Annotated in this window: 20 protein-coding genes, 1 riboswitch and 2 other annotated features; of the genes, 19 read left to right on the top strand and 1 reads right to left on the bottom strand. The window is 38.6% G+C overall.

The genetic code is table 11. The features are described 5' to 3' along the window. The first annotated feature begins 110 nt into the window (after positions 1-110). Positions 111-201, top strand: a riboswitch (glycine riboswitch). Positions 202-298: 97 nt separating this feature from the next. The 13 genes from serC (at position 299) to N3I35_03440 (ending at position 12,966) form a co-directional block, all read left to right on the top strand. Further along, complete coding sequence (serC, locus tag N3I35_03500; protein ID MCX8129150.1) at positions 299-1,375, top strand: 3-phosphoserine/phosphohydroxythreonine transaminase; 1,077 nt, start codon at positions 299-301, stop codon at positions 1,373-1,375. 73 nt (positions 1,376-1,448) lie between these two features. Beyond that, positions 1,449-3,053 (top strand): phosphoglycerate dehydrogenase, encoded by a 1,605-nt coding sequence (gene serA, locus N3I35_03495; protein MCX8129149.1) that lies wholly within the window; start codon positions 1,449-1,451, stop codon positions 3,051-3,053. Between the two features lie 255 nt (positions 3,054-3,308). Beyond that, positions 3,309-5,009, top strand: a complete 1,701-nt coding sequence (locus N3I35_03490) for a GspE/PulE family protein (GenBank protein ID MCX8129148.1) — start codon at positions 3,309-3,311, stop codon at positions 5,007-5,009. 3 nt (positions 5,010-5,012) lie between these two features. Continuing rightward, on the top strand, positions 5,013-6,077 hold the full coding sequence (locus N3I35_03485) for a type IV pilus twitching motility protein PilT (GenBank protein MCX8129147.1): 1,065 nt from the start codon (positions 5,013-5,015) through the stop codon (positions 6,075-6,077). Between the two features lie 9 nt (positions 6,078-6,086). Then, positions 6,087-7,307, top strand: coding sequence for a type II secretion system F family protein (locus tag N3I35_03480; GenBank protein ID MCX8129146.1), 1,221 nt, complete (start codon positions 6,087-6,089; stop codon positions 7,305-7,307). Positions 7,308-7,388: 81 nt separating this feature from the next. Beyond that, positions 7,389-7,787, top strand: a complete 399-nt coding sequence (locus N3I35_03475) for a prepilin-type N-terminal cleavage/methylation domain-containing protein (protein ID MCX8129145.1) — start codon at positions 7,389-7,391, stop codon at positions 7,785-7,787. A gap of 120 nt (positions 7,788-7,907) precedes the next feature. Then, positions 7,908-8,909, top strand: a complete 1,002-nt coding sequence (locus N3I35_03470) for a hypothetical protein (protein ID MCX8129144.1) — start codon at positions 7,908-7,910, stop codon at positions 8,907-8,909. A 21-nt stretch (positions 8,910-8,930) separates the two neighbouring features. Then, a complete protein-coding gene (locus N3I35_03465) occupies positions 8,931-9,428 on the top strand; it encodes a prepilin-type N-terminal cleavage/methylation domain-containing protein (protein MCX8129143.1) in 498 nt (165 codons plus the stop codon). A gap of 34 nt (positions 9,429-9,462) precedes the next feature. Continuing rightward, positions 9,463-10,002 carry a hypothetical protein gene (locus N3I35_03460; protein MCX8129142.1) on the top strand — a complete coding sequence of 180 codons (540 nt, stop codon included), beginning with the start codon at positions 9,463-9,465 and terminating at the stop codon, positions 10,000-10,002. A 30-nt stretch (positions 10,003-10,032) separates the two neighbouring features. After that, a complete protein-coding gene (locus N3I35_03455; GenBank protein ID MCX8129141.1) occupies positions 10,033-10,230 on the top strand; it encodes a pilus assembly protein PilM in 198 nt (65 codons plus the stop codon). A gap of 1 nt (position 10,231) precedes the next feature. Next, positions 10,232-11,116, top strand: a complete 885-nt coding sequence (gene pilM / locus N3I35_03450) for a pilus assembly protein PilM (protein ID MCX8129140.1) — start codon at positions 10,232-10,234, stop codon at positions 11,114-11,116. Continuing rightward, positions 11,117-11,692 carry a hypothetical protein gene (locus N3I35_03445; GenBank protein ID MCX8129139.1) on the top strand — a complete coding sequence of 192 codons (576 nt, stop codon included), beginning with the start codon at positions 11,117-11,119 and terminating at the stop codon, positions 11,690-11,692. It abuts the gene before it with no gap. Continuing rightward, positions 11,689-12,966, top strand: coding sequence for a hypothetical protein (locus N3I35_03440; GenBank protein ID MCX8129138.1), 1,278 nt, complete (start codon positions 11,689-11,691; stop codon positions 12,964-12,966). The genes N3I35_03445 and N3I35_03440 overlap by 4 nt, the downstream gene beginning before the upstream one ends. A gap of 84 nt (positions 12,967-13,050) precedes the next feature. On the opposite strand, the gene N3I35_03435 is transcribed toward N3I35_03440, so the two are convergent. Continuing rightward, a complete protein-coding gene (locus tag N3I35_03435) occupies positions 13,051-14,418 on the bottom strand; it encodes a DUF1015 domain-containing protein (GenBank protein MCX8129137.1) in 1,368 nt (455 codons plus the stop codon). 242 nt (positions 14,419-14,660) lie between these two features. On the opposite strand from N3I35_03435, the gene N3I35_03430 reads away from it, so the two are divergent. From N3I35_03430 to infC, 6 genes are all read left to right on the top strand, one after another. Further along, a complete protein-coding gene (locus N3I35_03430; protein ID MCX8129136.1) occupies positions 14,661-15,191 on the top strand; it encodes a PRC-barrel domain-containing protein in 531 nt (176 codons plus the stop codon). A gap of 87 nt (positions 15,192-15,278) precedes the next feature. Next, positions 15,279-15,476, top strand: coding sequence for a YtxH domain-containing protein (locus N3I35_03425; GenBank protein MCX8129135.1), 198 nt, complete (start codon positions 15,279-15,281; stop codon positions 15,474-15,476). 137 nt (positions 15,477-15,613) lie between these two features. Further along, positions 15,614-16,663: an AI-2E family transporter gene (locus N3I35_03420; protein MCX8129134.1), complete on the top strand. Its 1,050-nt coding sequence runs from the start codon at positions 15,614-15,616 to the stop codon at positions 16,661-16,663. Between the two features lie 226 nt (positions 16,664-16,889). Next, positions 16,890-17,087 (top strand) — a binding site (T-box leader). Between the two features lie 64 nt (positions 17,088-17,151). Then, positions 17,152-19,791 (top strand): alanine--tRNA ligase, encoded by a 2,640-nt coding sequence (gene alaS / locus N3I35_03415; GenBank protein ID MCX8129133.1) that lies wholly within the window; start codon positions 17,152-17,154, stop codon positions 19,789-19,791. A 24-nt stretch (positions 19,792-19,815) separates the two neighbouring features. Further along, positions 19,816-20,160 carry a histidine triad nucleotide-binding protein gene (locus tag N3I35_03410; GenBank protein MCX8129132.1) on the top strand — a complete coding sequence of 115 codons (345 nt, stop codon included), beginning with the start codon at positions 19,816-19,818 and terminating at the stop codon, positions 20,158-20,160. 89 nt (positions 20,161-20,249) lie between these two features. Continuing rightward, positions 20,250-20,395 (top strand) — a sequence feature (ribosomal protein L20 leader region). 48 nt (positions 20,396-20,443) lie between these two features. Continuing rightward, the gene (gene infC, locus N3I35_03405) at positions 20,444-20,938 is read left to right on the top strand and encodes a translation initiation factor IF-3 (protein ID MCX8129131.1); all 495 of its coding nucleotides are present in this window, start codon (positions 20,444-20,446) and stop codon (positions 20,936-20,938) included. Positions 20,939-20,980: the final 42 nt, after the last annotated feature.

Here is a 20,980-nt window from a genome sequence, read left to right as displayed (position 1 = left end):
ATAGTTAATTATTTAACTTAATACTGTCGGATGATTGATGGAGGAGAGTTTCTCTTGAATACAAGGGAACACCGAAGGAGTTGCACTCTCAGGTATAAAAGACTTCATCAGGACGAACCTCTGGAGAGACCATTGTTGGCGCCGAAGGGGCAATACGGATAAAACCGTCAATCTCTCAGGCAAAAGGACAGAGTATATGCAAATGCAAAATGCATTTTTATGTATAATTTATTTGTATATTCAGAGGTCAAATCATATAGATTTGACCTTTTAGTTTTAATAATAAAGGAGTGTTTTTATGAACAGAGTTTATAATTTTTCAGCCGGTCCGTCAATGCTGCCGGAAACAGTTTTAAGAAAAGCAGCCGGAGAGATGCTTGATTATAAGGGTACTGGAATGTCAGTTATGGAGATGAGCCACAGATCAAAAGCATACATTTCTATAATTGAAAAAACAGAAAATCTTCTCCGTAAACTAATGAATGTAAATGAAACTTATTCTGTACTTTTTTTACAAGGTGGAGCGTCAACTCAGTTTGCAATGGTTCCAATGAATCTCCTTAGCAATCATAAAAAAGCAGATTTTATCAATACCGGAAACTGGTCAAAAAAGGCAATCTCAGAAGTGAAGATGTATGGGGCTGCAAATGTTATTGCATCATCTGAGGATAAAAACTTTACATATATACCTGAGAATTTCAAAATATCCGAAGATATTGATTATGTACACATAACCAGTAATAATACACTGGAAGGTACACGTTATTTAAATTATCCTGAGACAGGAAACATACCGCTGGTAGCAGATATGTCCAGTGACATAATGTCTACTGAAATTGATGTCAACAAATTTAGTCTAATATATGCTGGCGCACAAAAAAACCTTGGACCTGCAGGGCTGACAATAGTGATTATAAAAAATGATCTGATAGGCAAACATATTGATAATGTCCCAACTATGATGAGGTATGAAACACACGCAAAGGAAAGCTCCCTATATAATACACCACCATGCTATAGCATCTATATTGCCGGACTTGTTTTTGAATGGATAGAGGAAATGGGTGGAATAAAGGCCATTGAAGCAATTAATAATGAAAAGGCATCGGTTCTTTATGATTTCCTGGATGAATCAGAAATGTTTAAAAATCATGTTAATAAAAAGGACCGTTCAATTATGAATATACCATTTACAGCGCCTACAAACGAATTGAACGAGAAGTTTATAACTGAATCTGAAAAAGCCGGATTGTGTACCTTGCGCGGACACCGTCTGATTGGTGGTATGAGAGCCAGTATATATAATGCAATGCCTGTCGAAGGGGTTAAGAAACTTGTAGAATTCATGAAGAAGTTTGAGCTTGAAAACAAATAACCAATAGCAGGTCTTAATATTATAAAAATATAGATAATATATAAAGTAAATATTTATGTTAAGGAGAATGAGTATGAAAATTATTGTTACGGAACGTATTGCAGATGAGGGAATATCTTTCTTAAAAGATAGCGGTTTTGAAGTAGATACCAGATACGGACTTTCACAGGGTGAACTTCTTGATATAATCGGCGATTATGATGCTATAATTGTCAGAAGTGTTACAAGAGTCAATGAGGAGCTCCTGAGCAGGGCAAAAAATCTTAAAGTTGCCGGTAGAGCTGGAAACGGAATAGACAATATTGATGTGCCGGCTTGTACCAATAGGGGTATTATTGTTGTTAATACACCTGAAAGCAACATTATGGCTGCAGGGGAATTGGCAGTGGCACTTGCATATGCGATATTCAGAAATCTTCACAAGGTGCATGTGGCAGTTAAGAATAAAGATTTCAGAAGGAACCTGTTCATAGGTAACGAACTGGATGGTAAAACTGCGGGTGTAATTGGTCTTGGAAGGATAGGTTCTATAGTAGCTACAAAGCTCAAAGGAAGTAACATGAGAGTTATAGCTTATGATCCGTATATAACCGATGAAAAATTTAAAATGTTTGGTGTGGAGAAGTGTAACACTCTTGAAGAGCTTTTGAGAGAGTCGGACTTAATTACTCTGCACACTCCAAAAACCAAAGAAACCTATGGTATGATAGGTGAAAAGGAACTCAAACTTTGCAAAAAGGGCGTAAGGATAGTTAATGCCGCCAGGGGTGGACTGGTAAATGAAAAAGCGTTATATGATGCTATAAAGGAAGGATGGGTTGCAGCAGCCGGAATAGATGTACTGGATCCTGAACCAAGCTATGATAAAAAACCGGAAGATCAGGACTATGCAAACCCGCTTCTTGAACTGGATAATGTACTTGCTACACCGCATCTTGGTGCATCTACTGATGAAGCAAATTACAATGTAGGAACAGAAATTGCAAAGCTCGTAGGTGCAGCTTTGAAGGGTGAGATGGTAGCAGCTGTAAATATGCCCCCTATGAAAGTGAAGGATTTGAAAGAACTTAAGCCGTATCTTGATTTGGCAGAAATGCTTGGCAAAATATACTACCAGGTAGAAAAGGAAACGGTTCAGAAGATAGAGGTAGTATACAGCGGAGATCTTGCAGAACAGGAAACACGCGTTATGTCCTTATCGGTATTGAAAGGCTTCCTTGATCCGGTTATCAAGGAAAAAGTAAACTATGTCAATGCGGAATTGATGCTTAAAAATATGGGTATAGAGATGGTAGAGAGTAAGAGTACTCACCTTGATAAATATACGAACCTTATAACTGTCAAGTTCTTTACAAAAGAAAAGCAGTTGAGTGTTTCAGGAACGATATTCGCTAAGGAAGAAATCAGAATAGTAGATTTCTTCGGCTATAAACTTGATTTTGAACCTACACCTTATATAGTTGCAATACAGAACATAGATAAGCCTGGAATAATCGGTCAGATTGGTACTATTTTGGGTGCAAGCGATATCAATATAGCAGCCATGCAGTGGAGTAGAAACAGAAAGGGCGAAAAAGCTGTTTCTTTTGTAAGTGTTGACGCTGAAGTCAGCAATGATGTATTACAGGTAATAAAGAATATAGACGGAGTTTTAAAGGCATCTTTGCTGAAATTCTAAACTTGTGATGTAAGTTAGCCTGCAGTGTCGGATAGTTGAACTGGAGAAATAATTTGATAATATGTGAACAAAAATAGTCTCTTTATGGGACTATTTTTGTCTTGTTTTGTTAACTTGATATATGGTTAAATATATATGTGTAAAAAAATATCTTTTGATGGCAGGAATTTCTAAATTCATGTCGAATAACTATTCAAATAGTACTTTAGACCTATCCTGTGAGACTATAGGACTAATTAATATAGGGTGAGCGTATTGAAAAATTTTTCTAAAAAGCGGTTAGGCGATATACTTGTAGAAGTAGGCCTGATATCTGATGAACAACTCAAGGAAGTACTTTCTATACAAAAAGGTACTGGTAAAAAGCTTGGTGAGATTCTTACAGATAAAGGCTATGTTACCAAAAAGAGTATGATTGAGGTATTGGAATTTCAGTTAGGGATACCTTATGTCAATCTTGCGATTTATCACGTTGAACCTAAAATAGTACGTATGATTCCGGAAAATATGGCAAGGAAGTACGAAATAGTACCTATTAAATTTGAAAACAACATTCTTACAGTAGCAGCCAGTGATCCTCTTAATGCCATATCTTTTGATGATGTAAGGATTTATACAGGGTTTGAGGTACAGCCTGTAATGGCTGACGGGGAACAGATAAACAGCCTCATTGCCAGACATTTTAATTCACAGAAGGCTATGGAGGTAGTTGAAGAGTTCAGCAGGGCGAATAACCTGCTGGCCAAAAATCAAACCGCAGTAACTATGGAGAGTGATACCGCAAATGATGTCAGTGAGTCACCGGCAGTTAAGCTTATAAACATTCTAATAGAACAAGCATGCCAGAGTGATGCAAGTGACATACATATAGAACCGCAAAACAGGAATGTCAGGATCCGGTTCCGCATAGACGGACAACTTCAGGATATGATGCAGTCAGATATAGAAATATTGCCATCTATTGTATCGAGAATAAAGGTAATGGCGGGGCTGAATATTGCGGAAAAAAGGCTTCCGCAAGATGGAAGAATAACATATAAGATGGCAAACAGGGAAGTTGATCTGAGAATTTCCGTATTGCCTGCTATCTTTGGTGAAAAGGTTGTTATAAGGGTAATAAGCAAGGAAACCTTCGACTACCCCAAAGAAAGGCTGGGATTTTTACCTGAAAACCTTGCAGCATTTGATTCCATACTTAAAAATCCTCATGGTATCATTCTTGTTACAGGACCTACCGGAAGCGGCAAGACCACAACACTTTATACGGCTATAAAGGAACTTAACAAGGCAAATGTCAACATCGTAACGGTGGAAGATCCTGTAGAAAGTACTATAGAAGGAATAACACAGGTTCCGGTAAATCCTAAAGCGGGCTTGAGCTTTGCCAGTGCGCTGCGTTCCATATTAAGACAAGACCCTGATATTGTACTCATAGGTGAAATAAGGGATGCCGAAACAGCTGAGATTGCTGTGAGAGCGGCTATTACAGGGCATCTTGTGTTAAGTACGCTGCATACTAACGATGCAGCCAGCTCTGTTGCACGTTTGATTGATATGGGTATACAACCTTTCCTGGTTTCCACTTCTGTAGTTGGAGTGGTAGCGCAAAGACTGGTGAGAAGAATCTGTACTAATTGTAAAGAAAGCTATATCCCAACCGATAACGAGATGGAGCAATTCGGTCCTCTTTATAAAGAAAAACCGGTGTTTTATAAAGGGAGAGGTTGTGAAGTGTGCAAGGGAACAGGCTATAAGGGCAGAGTTGCGGTACATGAGGTTATGAAAATAGGGGCGGAGCACAGACAGGCAATATACAAGGAAGAAAGTGCAGATATACTTAAAGATATTGCTGCCAGAAGTGGCATGATTACCCTACGTGAAAACTGCAAGAAGCTGGTACTTGAAGGAATGACCACATATGAAGAAATGATAAAAGTTGCTTATGTTCAGGAGTGACGTATGTATATAGAATTAAATGAATTACTGAAAGCAGCAATAGAAAAAAAGGCTTCCGATATTCATATAACTGTAGGAAGAGCCCCGGTTTTAAGAATAAACGGTGATCTGAAACCTCTAAATGAAGAAAGACTGACCGGAGACGAGACTCTGCAGTACGCAAGGGCGTGTCTGGAAGATGATCAGTTTGACACCTTCAAAAAACTTGGTGAAGTTGATTGTTCCATATCGGTACCTAGTATAGGGCGGTTCAGGGTTAATGTTTACCGTCAGAGAGGTTCTGCTGCTGTAGCACTAAGAGTGCTGGCATCAAATATTCCTTCAATGGATGATTTGAGCCTTCCAGCCTCTGTAAGGAATCTTTGTACTCTGCGTGAAGGTCTTATACTGGTCACAGGCCCTACAGGGAGTGGAAAATCTACTACCATAGCTTCTATGATAAATGAGATAAATAATACGCGGGAAGCCCATATACTAACTCTGGAGGATCCGATAGAATACTTGCACAGGCACAATAAGTGTACTGTGAATCAAAGAGAGATTGGGCATGACAGTATGTCTTACCAGAGTGCTCTGAGAGCAGCCTTAAGGGAAGATCCGGACATCATATTTATTGGAGAAATGAGAGACCTTGAAACAATAAGCATAGCAATAACAGCTGCAGAAACGGGGCATCTTGTATTATCCACCTTACATACACTGGGAGCTGCCAAAACAGTGGACAGGCTTATAGATGTCTTTCCTCCACATCAGCAGCAGCAGGTGCGGGTTCAGGTATCAATGGCGCTGAAGGCAGTACTTTCCCAGAGGCTTATACCGGAAATCAATGGTAACGGCAGAGTGGCAGCATACGAATTCATGTCAGTGACTCCTGCTGTCGCAAACCTCATAAGGGAAGGAAAAACTGCCAGTATCAATATGACAATACAGACAGGCGGAGCCTTAGGGATGCAATTATTGGATAAGTCTATTGCAGATTTGTACAGACAGCAGAAAATATCCAAACAGGATGCTTTAAACTATTGTGTTGACAGGGACAACCTGCAGAGATTTACCGGAATGCTTTAGGAGGTCGGTATGCCCGTTTACTCGTATATAGCAAGGGACAGCCAGGGAAAACAGTTAAAAGGACAATTATCGAGTGACTCAATGCAGCATGCGATAACAGAACTGAAAATGAAGTCTCTCTTTCCTATAAAAATTGATGAGAAAAAAGAAAAAGCAGAAAAAGCAGTTGCAGCCAGCAGGGATATATTCAGGCAAAAGGTAAAGAAAAAGCATATTGCAATATTTACAAGGCAATTCTCTTCCATGCTCCACTCGGGTATGCCTTTGGTGGTGATTATGGAGGTGCTGATAAAGCAGGAGAGAAATCCGACCTTTAAGGGGATCCTTGACGAAATAAACGCAGACATAATGAAGGGGCACACTCTTTCAACAGCAATGTCAAGACATAAAGTGTTTCCACAGATTCTCATCAGTATGGTTGAGGTAGGTGAGGCAAACGGAAGATTAGACATAGCCTTTAAAAGGGTGGCAGTAAATCTGGAGAGAGAAATAAAGCTTGTTTCAAAAGTCAAGAGTGCAATGATTTATCCAATAGTACTTCTGACAGTGACAATCATGGCTACGATGCTTCTTACTCTGCTTGTATTGCCAAAGTTTACAGCTATGTTTGAGCAGATGGGTGTCAAGCTACCGCCGCTGACAAGAGCACTGATTAGTATATCAGATTTTATGACTGTTTATTGGTATTTTGCCATAGGCTCAGTAGTTATAGCCGTTATAGCGGTAGTACTGCTTTTGAAAGAACCTGTGATGAAAAAAAAACTTGATAGGATAAAGCTTGGTGTACCGGTTATAGGCAGATTGCAGAATATCATTCTAATGGCAAGATTCTGCAGGACATTTTCATCCTTGATTGAGGGGGGAGTAGGGGTGATACCCTCGCTGGAGACAGTCAGAAACGTAATATCCAACTCATATATCAAAGCAAGCTTTGATGAAATAATACAGGATGTACAGTCAGGATTGTCTATATCGCAAGCCGTTGGAAAATTCACTATGTTCACTCCGCTGGTGGTTTCGACTATAAGAATAGGAGAGGAATCGGGAACTTTGGGAGATGTACTTTCAAATGTTGCCGATATATATGAAGAGGAATCAGAGGCGCAACTACAAAGGGCATCGGCATTGGCGGAGCCTGCGGTGACGCTCATTATGGCAATAGGTGTCGGCCTTGTAGTAATTTCGATTATACAGCCCATGTTTCAGATGTATGGGATGATCGGAAAGTAAAGTTATATATAAGAATGAAATCCAAGCTGTTAGGCTTTTGGATATACAAAATCAAACCAGATAAATTAAGGAGGAAATGCTATGAAAAGAATGAAAAAAAACCAGAAAGGATTTACTGTAGTTGAGCTTATAGTTATTGTCACAGTGCTTGCAATACTGGCAGCTATAGCTATACCTGTGGCAGCAGATCTTGTAGGAAGAGCCAATACAAGTTCAAATAGTGCAAATATAGCATTGTTTGAGTCTGCTATAGAAAAGTATGTTGCTACACCTGCTACTGCTACACCAGCCGGCGGCGGAGGGACTTACCCGACAAATGGAACAGAAGCCGGTACTGCAATCAAGAGATTTACCAATATTGGTACAGCTGGAACTATACCAACACCAACAGGCGGCGGTAGCTTTATCTATAATACAACAACACATAAGGTTAACACAACTTCAGCGGCGATAAATGCACCATGGTCTTTAATCAATTAAAGTCTTTGATTCCCAAACAACACCCGTTTTCGGGTGTTGTTTGGTTGATTTTTCAGAGTGCAGAAATAAGTATAATTGCTGATTGCATTTATTTTTGTATTTTGACAGGTGGGAGTATGTATGAATCTGCTTAATAAAAAAGGGGCGGCATTGGTTCAAGTGTTACTGGTACTGGTAGTATTCTCAATATTAATAACCGCTTTTATTTCAGTAAGTACGGCAGAAGTTTTTCTGGGCGAAGGCTATAACCGGGAAACTCAGGCGTATTTCAATGCGAGGTCGGGGTTGGATATCACTCTGAAGTTGCTGCAAACCACACCTCCTGCTGTATCCTTTTACTTATACGGTGATTTGAATAACGTCACCAATATAGTAAGCGGCGATTATATTTCCGGAGCCAATACTGCTGCGGATAACAGTGCATATGTTGTGTATTATCATAAGGTGGGCGGCGTTACAAATATTGACTCCACCGGAAATGTAAATGGAACAAGGAAATTTATAAAATACATTCCCCCGACCACTTCAGGGGGAGCTATAAGCCCAGGTGTTCCGCCCGTTGGACCGGGAAGCGCATATGATGGAGGATCGGCCTCTTCCGATGGCGTTACCTGGTTTGATTCTGACACCGGTCGGCTCATTGCAGATAATACAGCATTAACATTACCGATAATATTGAACCACCCATCAGGATTGTTCAAGCAGGAGGGCTATACTATAACCTTTAAAGCTCCTGCGGCCTATTTTACTGAGGGTACAGGGATTGAAATAAAGAAAACCCTAATTCTCATAGCCGATTTTATATACTTTTCAGGTCCGATAACACTGGGTCCGGGAAATGTAAACAACACCGAGCTGATTCTCCATATAAATAAAAGCGAGATCAAAGGGCGGGATATAGGCGGGATAGTGAATGGTCCCCAATATGGAGTAGTATACATCGGTTCTACAGTTCAAGGAACCGGTACCAGTCCGGGCTATTACTATTTTCAAGATGGGACGGATTTACTTGATCCGAAACCAAAGCAGCTTATTCCGATAAGTGATATAAGTAAAGTGGATTTTAACAGCCTTCATTACACAATAACAACATCGGAAGGTTCTGGAGGCGTATTCAAATAGGAAAACAGAGGCTTAATGCTTATGAAAATCAAAGAGCATCTAAAGAATAAGCTCCGTCAAAATAATAAGGGTGTTTCACTGGTAGAGGTAGTTGCTGCTGTGACTATACTCGGTATCATTGTTGTGGGAATTTTTCCTGCTTTCAGTGTCAGCCATACACATATATTTTCTATGGGTGATAAGAATAAGGCCATGTCCGTTCTGCAAGGAAAAATTGATTTGATATATACAATCAGCAATATTGAAGATGCCGTAAATAGCGCTGATGCAATGCGAAGAACTGCGAAAGTCAATGAAATAAGATTAATGCTTGGTGCAGAATTTGATAATACCGGGGCTTTCATATATACCGCAGGAACTGATTTTAAATTCAGCGTAGAAAATGTTAGTACAACAGTGAGCCCTCCAATACAAGGCTTGAGTAATAACCTGAACGGTGTAAAAGTTACTGTCGTTTATTTCTATAAAGCAAACTCGGAGTATATCTCCCTATCTGCTTTCAAGAAAGGGGGAGCTTAACATCGTTCGCATATTTTCCCAAAAAGGTTTGACAATGGTTGAACTTATTATCACAGTTACTTTAATTGCTATGATTATAACTGCTTCGGTTTCTTTATATATTTTTGGGACAAAAACCTTTGATGAAGGAGAAAACAAAGCAAAAATTCAGAGAAATGTGAGGAATACAGCTGATTATCTTACTGAGAATATCAGAAACTGTACCCAGTTCGGTGTGACTTTGAATACATTACCTCCACCTGACGCAGTTACATATCAAAGGGGTTTTGAAGTAAACGGAAACAAATTCACTGCTTTCAACACTTCTTCGGCTTCAATCCAGTTTGATGTCGATATGATAAGTGATATAACCTTTTATGTCTATAATTTGTCAGGAAGTGCTATTACCCATTTAACAGTAAAAGGGTCTTCGGGAAACCAGACATACGAAATGAATCGGGAGGTACTGCTAAACAACTTAAGAACTGCTTATTTTGATAATAAGATTACATCAGGCGATCCTACAGGTATCGCTTTGGGACAAAGCAATACCTATAGTCTTAAGGACTATTGTTTATACTACGGAAACAAATGAAATTATGAAGGTTTATAGGGGGATATGTAATTGGTACAGAGGTATCTTGGGATAGATATTGGATCTTATAACATAAAAATTGCCGACATAGTCATTGATAAGAAATCTATAACTATCAGTGAGCCAGTTGTTGCTAAGACACCGAGATTTCTTGTGCAGAACGGAAGGATTGCAGAAAAGGATGAATTTATCTCTATTAAAAGACGTTTTACCAAAAGGAAAGTATAAATTGAAGAAAGCCGTAGTAATCATAAATGATTCTTTAGTAGTAACCCGTGACAGAGAGCTTCCCGCTGCTAAACCCAAGGAGCTTGAACAGATGGTAAAACTGGATGCATCTGAGTTCCTTCCGTATGATATAAATGAGTATACTATCAGATACAAGGTTTTGCTTGCGAGTAAGCAAAATCCAAGGAATACAAACTATATTCTGATGTCCTCTATCAAAAATGAATTGCTTATGGATTTTTGCGAATCACTGAAAGCTGCCGGGGTAAAACCTATAGCGATTGATACTACCATAAATGGAATGATCAAATATATGAAACGCTGTATTGCGGGCAATAGAACAGAAAGCGAGAAGGCTATAGCATTGATTGATTTTGGAGCAATATCAGCTAAAATGGTTATTTTTTATACTGGGATACCTGTATATCAACAGGTAATGAACCATAGTTCACAGAAAATTGACATAATGATATCCACAGGCTTGAATTTGGAGAGGGATGAAGCTGAAGAATATAAAATCAGATATGGATTGGAGTTTCTGAAAAACAAGACTGCTGATGATATGTCAAGAGCTGTGGGGTCTATAATAAACAGCCAGATTGACCTTATTCTTGCCGATTTGTATAAACACTTTCAAAATTTTATGTCTAAAAGCGGGGGTAAAGCAGTTGACACAATTTTACTTACAGGTGGGACGGCGGGAATGAAAGGGCTGGATATATATATTCAAGAGGCTTTCAATATTCCATGCAGGGCTGTATCAGCAGAGGATACTGTGAAATTTTCAAATAATAAAACTATAGGTTACGGATCCCAGGGGAGTATTGTATCTGACCGATACCCGCTGTTTACCAATATAGCAGGTGCTGCGTGCAGAGGTGAATAAATGATAAATGATATTAACCTTCTACCAGATAAAATATTATATAGAAAACAGAGAATAATCCATACTGCATTCAAGGTATTTGCAGTTGTGCTTCTGATTACTGCTATAGGTTATGGGCTGCTGAATATAAGACTTCAAAGAATGGATATGGAAAAACGGGTTGCAGATATTTCCGCAACCATTGACAATAGTGCTTTAAAAGCCCTAAGTGATGCTGAAAACAGTTTGGCACAAAAGATCAAAGAAAGTAAAGAGCTTGAGAAAATGCTTTCAGGAGTTCCCTCTGATAAGACAAAAGTTACAGAACTTATAGAAAGAGTGTCCGGTATCATGCCCGCTACAATAACTGCTACAAGTATCAAATATGCTGCCGGGTCAGGTGGTGAGATAGAGTTCGGGTTTTCAGGGGAAAACAGGGCTGATTTGTCGTTACTGCTTAAAAAGCTGCATGATGATAATCTGTATGAAAACATAAACATATCCCGGATAACAGGTAAGATCAGTCCATTTAGTGTAACTGTCACTATTCAGCTAAAGAAGGAAGTAAATAATAAAAACAGTGAGGCAAAAAAATGAAACTGACAAACAGGGAGAAAATTCTTCTTGTACTGCTGAGTGTAGTAGCATTTGGGTTTTTATACTTTTGGTTTGTCTACAAACCTGAAAGTGCAAAAATTAACCGGTTGAAGGATGAATACAGCCAAAAGACGATCCTTCTTCAGCAGGCAAATGGCAGCAAGCAGCGTATAGAAAAGATAAAAGCTGAAATAAATACTATTGCAAGTGAGATGGCTCAAAAAAGGGGAAAGCTTTCCCAACCTGTAAGAGTGCCCGATATTATTTCGGAGCTGGATTCAATAGCCGAAAAGAATAATCTTGGCATAGAGAATATTTCCTTTTCGGGAGATGCCTCATCAGTAAAAGGGGCAGTAAAATCAGATGCTGGCACACAAGCTGCATCAAATATTCTGGAAGGTTCGAATAGCACAGCACAGATATCTGGAATTGACCCCAATAACGTATCACAGGCCAGTGAGCAGCAATTATCTGACGGCAGTTCACAAAAAGAGGACAAACTAGCTTCGTTGACTATCACTTTCGATTTTTCCGGTAAATACAGCGACTACATGAGTTTTATGAAGTATTACGAACAGCACAAGGGAATGGTAATTACAGATACACTGGAAATGACGAGGATGGGTGAAGAGTGCAGCGGGAAGGTCAGTTTTAAGGTTTATACTGTAATGCCGGACTCTGCTGACTTTAAATATAATGTTGGAAATATACAAGGGGGAAAAACCAAGACTGATACAAAGATCAACAAGTATAAGGAGGAACAAGTATCGCCAGAGACAGAAAAAGTAGTTGACTTAATAAAAATACCTATTGCAGACGATATGGCGGAAATTCTTATCCCGGAATTATTTACGGAAATGCCGGAAAAATTAGTTGAACTAAAGTACAAGTTTGAAGATAAACCGGATTTTATACTCACGAATAATGACTTTTCGGTGAATATTTTAGTGAACTATACACAGGAGACAGTTCCCAGCGAAAAACTGGAGGCATATAAAAACAGCTCTAAAGCAGTTTTTGACGCTTTACACCCTTCTACCGTCTGGTATGATGATAAGATTGTCAGCATTAACGGCAAGGATGTGGGGGTACTTGAATGTATGACTCCTTCCGAATATACAAATATTTATGCTTTAATGTTTTTTACCGAAGTGGATGGAAGGCTTCTGATATGCAGTTTTGAGTGCACAGAAAGAAGAATGGAAGAGTGGAGGCCTATAGCCAAAAAGATAATGAATTCACTCAAAGTTACTGGAAAAACCTCTTCTCAGTAAATACAGTACAAAAAGCACCCCATTTGTCATTCTATTTATTAGAGTTTATGACATTTGGGGTGCATTGCATTTCTATTAATTTTATTATAAGCTGATTTTCCTGCATTCAAGGTAGAACCTTTTTTCATCTGCTTCGCCCATGGAAAAGGTTTTCCTTGGAAGTACCCCATCCAGTATAACGGTTTTGAACAAATCATTTTTGTTCATTGAAGGCAGGTAAAACCCTATATTACCTTTCTTTGAGCCTAAGGAATAAACTACATCATCACCGTGGATATAGTCTATTTTTACGGTACTATCATTTTTGACAAGTTCGTCCAGAAAAGCCTGTAATGTACCTACTTCCAGGTTGCATTTAGGATTGTCCACTACAACAAGACCATAACCTTTGTTTGTAATAAAGGGAAGTATATGAGCTTTTTTATTTTTGGACAAATCTCCAGCATCCTTCTGCATCTGTTCTTTTGTCTCATACATCCTGTATGATGCGTTGCAATCGCAAAGAAAATCAACCAGGCCGTTGAGTACGTTTTCGAAATTCACATTGAATACCACTCTGTGTATGGGTTCAAATACAAGTCCATCATCATGCACGTTTACCAATTCAACTAAAGCATACCTGGCAGGGTGATTTTCAATGTCTTCACTTTTCAAAGTTTTTTTGATGTTTTCCCAACATGCCTTAGCGGTTGCAAGTGAGTGGTTCCCGTCTCCTACTGCAAACAGCAGTACACCCTTTTCGTTATCAACACCGTACTTCCGATTGAATACTTCGCGGTCAGCCAGATTTTCTAGTGCCTTAATTATAGACGAAACTGTCTGTGGATCATCTATCTTATATCCTTTTAAATACCCGCTGTCCATCATAAGTACAAAGTCATAAAGCTTTTCATATCCTGAAATTTTTTGCATCAAAGGCTCAATAACCGTGCGCTCCGGATCATCAATCAGTAGCATGACATGAGGAAGTTCCATGGAAGCGTTTTGCCTTACTCTTATCCTTGGAGGAAGCCTTTCTATTACCGTTCCCTCTGTAGCCCTTATAAGGGTCTGGGAGCCTTTGTTATAATCGTATTCCTCAAGGTCTACCGCCATTATAAGACCTTTTCTTGACTCTGTGTGACTGGTTTTTCTATCGATCAGTATGAAGCATGAAGGATGAGCTATCACAATACCATCATCAATATACTTTTTCATAGAATTATTGATATTTTTGATTCTTTCGCCTGTATTATCTTCTTCAAGATACACTTCCGGAAATATCAGATTAAGAGTAGATGGGCTATCACCAACAAAACTACTTACTTTTCCCCAATATTCTGGTTGTGAGGTATACTGGTCACATGCCACTACCGACCATTTTTCCAGGTCAACTTCTTTATTCGGCATAAGTATATCCGGGGCTAGTACACCTATTTTGTTATGTTTATTGTATTTTATTTCACTATTCATTTGACACCTCACAAAGAAACGCAAATATGCGTAAAATTGAAGTATTGATACAGATATAAGAAAAAAGCTTTTAGCAGCTTTATGGCATTTGCTGCTTTTATCCGTATATTTACATCACGCAGTAAACTGCGCTTTTTAATTTTATCTAAATATGCAATTTTAGTCAAATTCTTTAGCATGAATTTTTTTCATAAGTAAATGTAATAATAAAAATAGTAAATCAGAGTAATGGAGCGATTGCTTTGGAAAGATATAGTGAGGCTATTGGTTTACCGGTAATCTGTATAGAAAACGGCAAGAGGTTGGGAATTGTAAAAGATGTCGTATTCTGTCCCAAAACCCGTGAAGTCAAAGGTTTTTTGCTGGAAAGCAAGGGGTATGAAATAAGAAAAAAAATTGTATTAATGAGTGATGTTTTAAATATGGGCAGGGATGCTGTTGTAGTAGGTGAAGCGGATTGCATCAAAAACATGAAAAAGCTTGAAGGTACGGGAGTGCTAAAGGATAAGGGTGAAATCAGGGGATTGAAAGTTTATACAAGGACGGGAAGAGATCTTGGTATAGTCAAAGATGTTCTGTTTGATCATAAAACCGGTTTAGTAGAGGGTATAGAAGTTTCTGATGGCCTTCTACAGGATATCGTTCTTGGTCGTAATATTCTTCCTTTATTTGGCAAGGTGGAATTTGGAGAAGAGAATATAATTGTCGATAGGGAAGCGGCGGAGGAAATGACCGGAACCGGTGGAGGGCTAAAGAATTATTTGGAAAAGTGAAAAAGATGGTAATTCATTGATATTTATTAAATTACGGATAAAAGCCAGATGTTTTGTTTAAATTATATTTATAGATTGTTTTTATGTATGAAAGGAAGTGATATGATGAGAAGCGGCTTTACAAGAGGTATGATTATCGGAAGTATTATAGGGGCGTCTGTAAGCATGATGGTGAACCCGGATATGATGAAGAGCAGGGGTAGAAGAAAAATGATGCGTAATGGGAAAAATATTTTAAGGAAATCCGGTAATATCATTGGTGATGTTGTTGATTTATTCAGATAAATTTTAGTATTTATGTATAATCTATGAAAAACAAGCCGTTAAGGCTGGTTTTTCATTATCTCAAATCCTCAAAAGACTGGAAAAAAATCCAGTCTTTTTATCATAAGATATAGATTAAGCCACTAATAGGAAAGCTTATGACAAATAAAAGAAAGATTGTTTTTTACATAATTGCTTTTATAGTAATATTGATAATCAGTTTGTTTTTTTATCACTACAGGCTTAAATTGGGGAAGATTTTTGCCCCATTTTTTTTAGCTGTAATAATTGCGTATCTGCTAAATCCTGTTGTTAAGAGGCTTGAGAGAAAGAAAATACGAAGATCCTTAGCCATATTGATAATTTATCTCCTTTTCAGCCTTACACTTATTACGGTCATAATTTTTATTGTTCCTGAGTTTATAAACAACACTAAGGAATTGATGACCACTTTGCCGGAAATAACCGCCAGGTATCAGAGTATGTTCAACAGATTTGTTCTGGTAATCCAATCAAGTGATTGGCCGGAAGATGTAAAAAGTGCAATATTCGATCAGGTACGAAACAGTACAGCTATAGCTCAGAACTATATAGCTGTGACTCTAAAACAGTCGTTATATTCTTTTATAGAAGCACTTTCATTTTTTCTTGATCTGGTACTGGCTATGATAATTGCATATTACTTTATTAAAGATGCAGAATTTTTCAGGTCTTCAGTATTATCGCTTACACCCAGGAGATGGAGGAATGGCCTTACAAATGCCGGAAGGGATATTAACCTGATATTGTCAAATTTCATACAGGGCCAGTTAATGACAGCTGTAATTATAGGAACATTGGAGATGATAGGACTCTCTATCGTAAGAGTTAAATACCCCCTGGTTTTAGGCTTGATAGGGGGAATAGCAAATATAATACCCTATTTTGGACCGGTAATCGGTGCAATTCCTGCAGTAGCTGTTGCGCTTATAGATTTTCCTATGAAAGCGGTATGGACTGTTATCGTTTTTGTAATCATTCAACAGGTCGATAATGCTTTCATATCTCCCAAAATCATCGAAGGAAGGCTGGGACTCCATCCTGTAGGGACAATTCTGGCGGTACTGATAGGCGGTGAGTTTTTTGGAATATTAGGCATGCTTGTATCGGTACCTGTGCTGGCAATACTCAGGGTTATACTAAAAAGATCAGTCGATGCAATAGTCTGATAAAATATAGATCATCAGAAGTATCCGAAAAAAATATGATTTTGATGATGTGTAGATGTGTATATGTATATTAATAATCCTTGACACTGCCAGTTTACTTTTATATAATTTATATCTAGGAAATCCTATACAGGGTTATTTTCTAGCAACATAAGGTTTTTTGGTTATTTGTCTGTGACTAAACAGGCAGAAACTTACATAGAGCAATTTTCATTTCTAAAATAGACTAAAGACAATGAGAGGAAAAAGTAGTCGATATGGCGACCTTCAGAGAGGAGACGGCAGGTGAAAGTCTTCAGGGGCTGTATGGGATGAAGCAATCCTTGAGTTTCGAGTTGTATCGACGTTTGCAGCGTTAAAGCATTAAGAGCCCTGTTTACCAGGGAATAAGGGTGGTACCGCGTGATATACTCTCGTCCCTGTTTTTGGAGACGGGAGTTTTTATATGTATAAATTCAAAGCAAACAAACTAAGGAGAGATAAATAAAATGGAGAAGCTAGGTTTAAATGAGCTAAGGGAACGTTATCTGAGATTTTTTGAAAGTAAAGGACATTTAAGGCTTCCAAGTTTTCCACTTGTTCCGCAAAATGACCCAAGCCTTTTATTGATAAATTCAGGCATGGCCCCGCTCAAACCGTATTTTACAGGAGAACAAGAGCCTCCAAGACGCAGGGTTACTACATGCCAAAAGTGCATAAGAACACCCGATATAGAAAATGTCGGCAAAACGGCAAGGCATGGGACATTTTTTGAAATGCTCGGTAATTTTTCCTTTGGGGATTACTTCAAGGAGCAAGCCATTCCCTGGGCATGGGAATTTGTAACAGAGGACTTGAAAATGCCGGTGGAAAACCTTTGGGTCACTATATATGAAGATGATGATGAAGCTTTTGAAATATGGAATAAGAATGTAGGTATTCCGGCCGATAAAATAGTAAGGATGGGTAAAAAAGATAATTTCTGGGAACATGGTACAGGACCTTGTGGGCCGTGTTCAGAAATATATTATGACAGAGGTCCTGAAAAGGGCTGTGGGGCTCCTGATTGTAAAATAGGCTGTGATTGTGACAGATATGTTGAGTTCTGGAATAATGTTTTCACTCAGTTTAACAAGGATGAGGAAGGAAACTACACACGACTTGCAAATCCTAATATAGATACAGGTATGGGACTTGAAAGACTTGCATGCATTTGTCAGGGTGTAGATAATCTTTTTGAAGTTGATACTGTTACAAATATTCTCAGCTATATATGTAAAGTGGCAGGAGTGGAGTATAAGAAGTCCGAGAAGACTGATGTTTCAATCCGTGTTATTACAGATCACATTAGAAGTACTACTATGATGGTTTCTGACGGTGTAATCCCTTCTAACGAGGGTAGAGGATATGTTCTTAGGAGGCTTTTGAGAAGAGCGGCAAGACATGGTAAGCTTTTAGGCATAAAAAAACCTTTCCTCTTTGATGTAGCTATGGTAGTTATAAATGAATCCAAGGAAGCTTATCCAGAGCTGGCTGAAAAAGCAGAATATATCCAGAAGGTAATAAAAATCGAAGAGGAAAGATTTGAAGTTACTGTCGACCAGGGACTTAATATTCTTAATGACTTTATCAGAGACACTAAGGCAAAAGATGAAAACACTATGCCTGGAAATATGGTATTCAAACTTCATGATACTTATGGGTTTCCTTTGGACCTGACAAGGGAAATTGCTGAAGAAAACGGACTTAATATAGATGAGACAGGATTCAGAAATGAAATGCAGAAGCAGAGAGAAGCTGCAAGAGAAGCACTTAAAAACAAAGGGAATGCTGCTTGGGGAGAAAGCGTATTATCGAAAATCGATAAAGATATTAAGACAGAATTTGTAGGTTATGGAAGTTACGAATGTGAGGCAGGTATATCTGCTATCATAAAATCGGATGAACTGGTTGAAAACGTGCAAGAAGGAGATGAAGTTATTGTTATTCTGGACAGGACCGCTTTCTATGGTGAAAGTGGCGGACAGGTAGGCGATACCGGATATATTGAGAGTAAAGAAGGTGTAATAAGAGTAATTGATTGCAAAAAGACTCCTGATGGCAAATTCCTTCACACGGGCGTAGTTGAAAAAGGACTTATAGAAAAAGGCAGTACGGTTAAAGCAAAAATAGATGTGAAGAGAAGAATGGCCATAGCACGTAATCATACTGCAACACATTTGTTGCAAAAGGCACTCAGAAACGTGCTGGGCGACCATGTAACTCAGGCAGGTTCCTTAGTAGAACCGGATAGGTTGAGATTTGACTTTACGCATTTTTCTTCTATATCTGCCGATGATTTAAAGAAAATTGAGCATGAAATAAATGACAAAATTATGGATAATATCACGGTAGAAGTTAAGGAAATGGCTATCGATGAAGCAAGAAAACTGGGGGCAACTGCTCTGTTTGGTGAAAAATACGGTGATGTTGTAAGACTTGTGAAAATGGGTGATTACAGCCTTGAATTATGTGGAGGTACTCATTTGAGTTCAACTGCACAAGCCGGCTTGATAAAGATTTTAGGTGAAAGCGGAGTAGCTGCTGGAGTAAGAAGGATTGAAGCTCTGACAGGGTCTTCTGCTATCGAATACCTGAATGAGAAGGAAAAAATGCTCAACGATATAGCTGCAGCATTGAAATCCAATCCACAGGAGAGTATAAAGAAAATTGATGTACTGAACGCAGAAATCAAGAGCGCAGAAAAGGAAATTGAAAAGTTAAGAAATAAACTTGTCAGCGGTTCTCTAGAAGACGTATTGGCAAAAGCTTCCGAAGTAAAAGGCATAAAGGTAGTAACAGCACGGTTTGACCAGCTTGATATGGAAGCTTTAAGGAACACTGGCGACATGTTGAAAAACAAACTTGGCACAGGTGTGATAGTACTTGCAACTGGCTATGGTGACAAGGTGAACTTTGTTGTCACTGCTACTAAAGATGCGGTTGAAAAAGGAGCCCATTCAGGAAATATTATTAGGGAAATTGCAAAGGTTGCAGGTGGCGGAGGTGGCGGACGCCCTGAAATGGCACAGGCCGGAGGAAAAGACTTGTCAAAGATAGACGAGGCACTTAATACTGCAATCAGAGTGATAGAGAGTCAATTAAGATAATTCTGTGCTTAGGAGGTATAAGTCATGGATAATTGTATATTCTGCAAAATTATAAAAAAGGAAATTCCTTCAACTATTGTGTACGAAGATGACAGGATAATTGCTTTCAATGATATTCAACCGGAAACACCGGTGCATGTATTGATAATCCCCAAGATACATATAAGCAGTGCTAATGAACTAAATAAGGATAACGTGAGTTACATTGCCGATATACATCTGGCGGCTCCTAAAATAGCCGAAAAGCTGGGAATTGCTCAAAGTGGGTACAGGTTGATAAACAACTGCGGGTCTGATGCTGGTCAGACTGTATTCCATATTCATTTTCACCTGGTCGGCGGAAGGAAAATGGGAACAAAGATATTATAATTTCCGCAGTAAGAGAGCTATAATATGTCGACAGAAGGTAACAAAAAACATTTGACAATGAGTTGTTAATGTGCTATCATTTAGTAGCGAAAATAAAGCAGAAGTGATCCGCTTCTCACCCGGCGAATGTGTTTGTCGAGGTCAATAATTGTTACATATAGGCAAATGCTTTATAAGTATAAGCTTGTTACGGTTATTAGTGGATTATTTCTATAATCCACTTTTTTGTTTATAATTTTTATTGAGCCGGAGGTGTTCTATTATTAGCAGTAAAAATGAATTAATGATCAATGAGGAAATTAGGGATAAGGAAATTCGATTAATTGATGCAGATGGCTCTATGCTGGGAGTTATGCCATCAAAGGAAGCGCAGAAGCTTGCTAATTCAAAAAATCTTGATTTGGTAAAGATAGCTCCTCAGGCCAACCCGCCTGTGTGCAGAATCATGGATTACGGTAAGTATATGTTTGAGCTTGCAAAGAAAGAAAAAGAAGCAAGGAAAAACCAGAAGATCATAAGCATCAAGGAAGTAAGAATTTCTCCAAGTATAGAAGAACATGACTTCGGTTTCAAACTAAAGAATGCATATAAATTCCTTAAAGATGGGGATAAGGTAAAGGTAAGCGTAAAATTCAGAGGCAGGGAAATGAACTACACAAAGCTAGGCGAAGAAGTTTTGGAAAAGTTCGCTGAAGGTGTAAAGGAAGTCGGTGTAGTAGAAAAGAAACCAAAACTCGAAGGAAAGAGCATGGTTATGATTATTAATCCTAAGCAATAGGACTGACTCGATTACAACGTGAGCTGATGAAAAACAAATGCT

The organism is Clostridia bacterium (assembly GCA_026414765.1).
GTDB lineage: Bacteria > Bacillota > Clostridia > Acetivibrionales > DSM-27016 > SKW86.
Note: the sequence above shows the minus strand (reverse complement) of the source record. Positions and strands in the feature narration are given on the sequence as shown.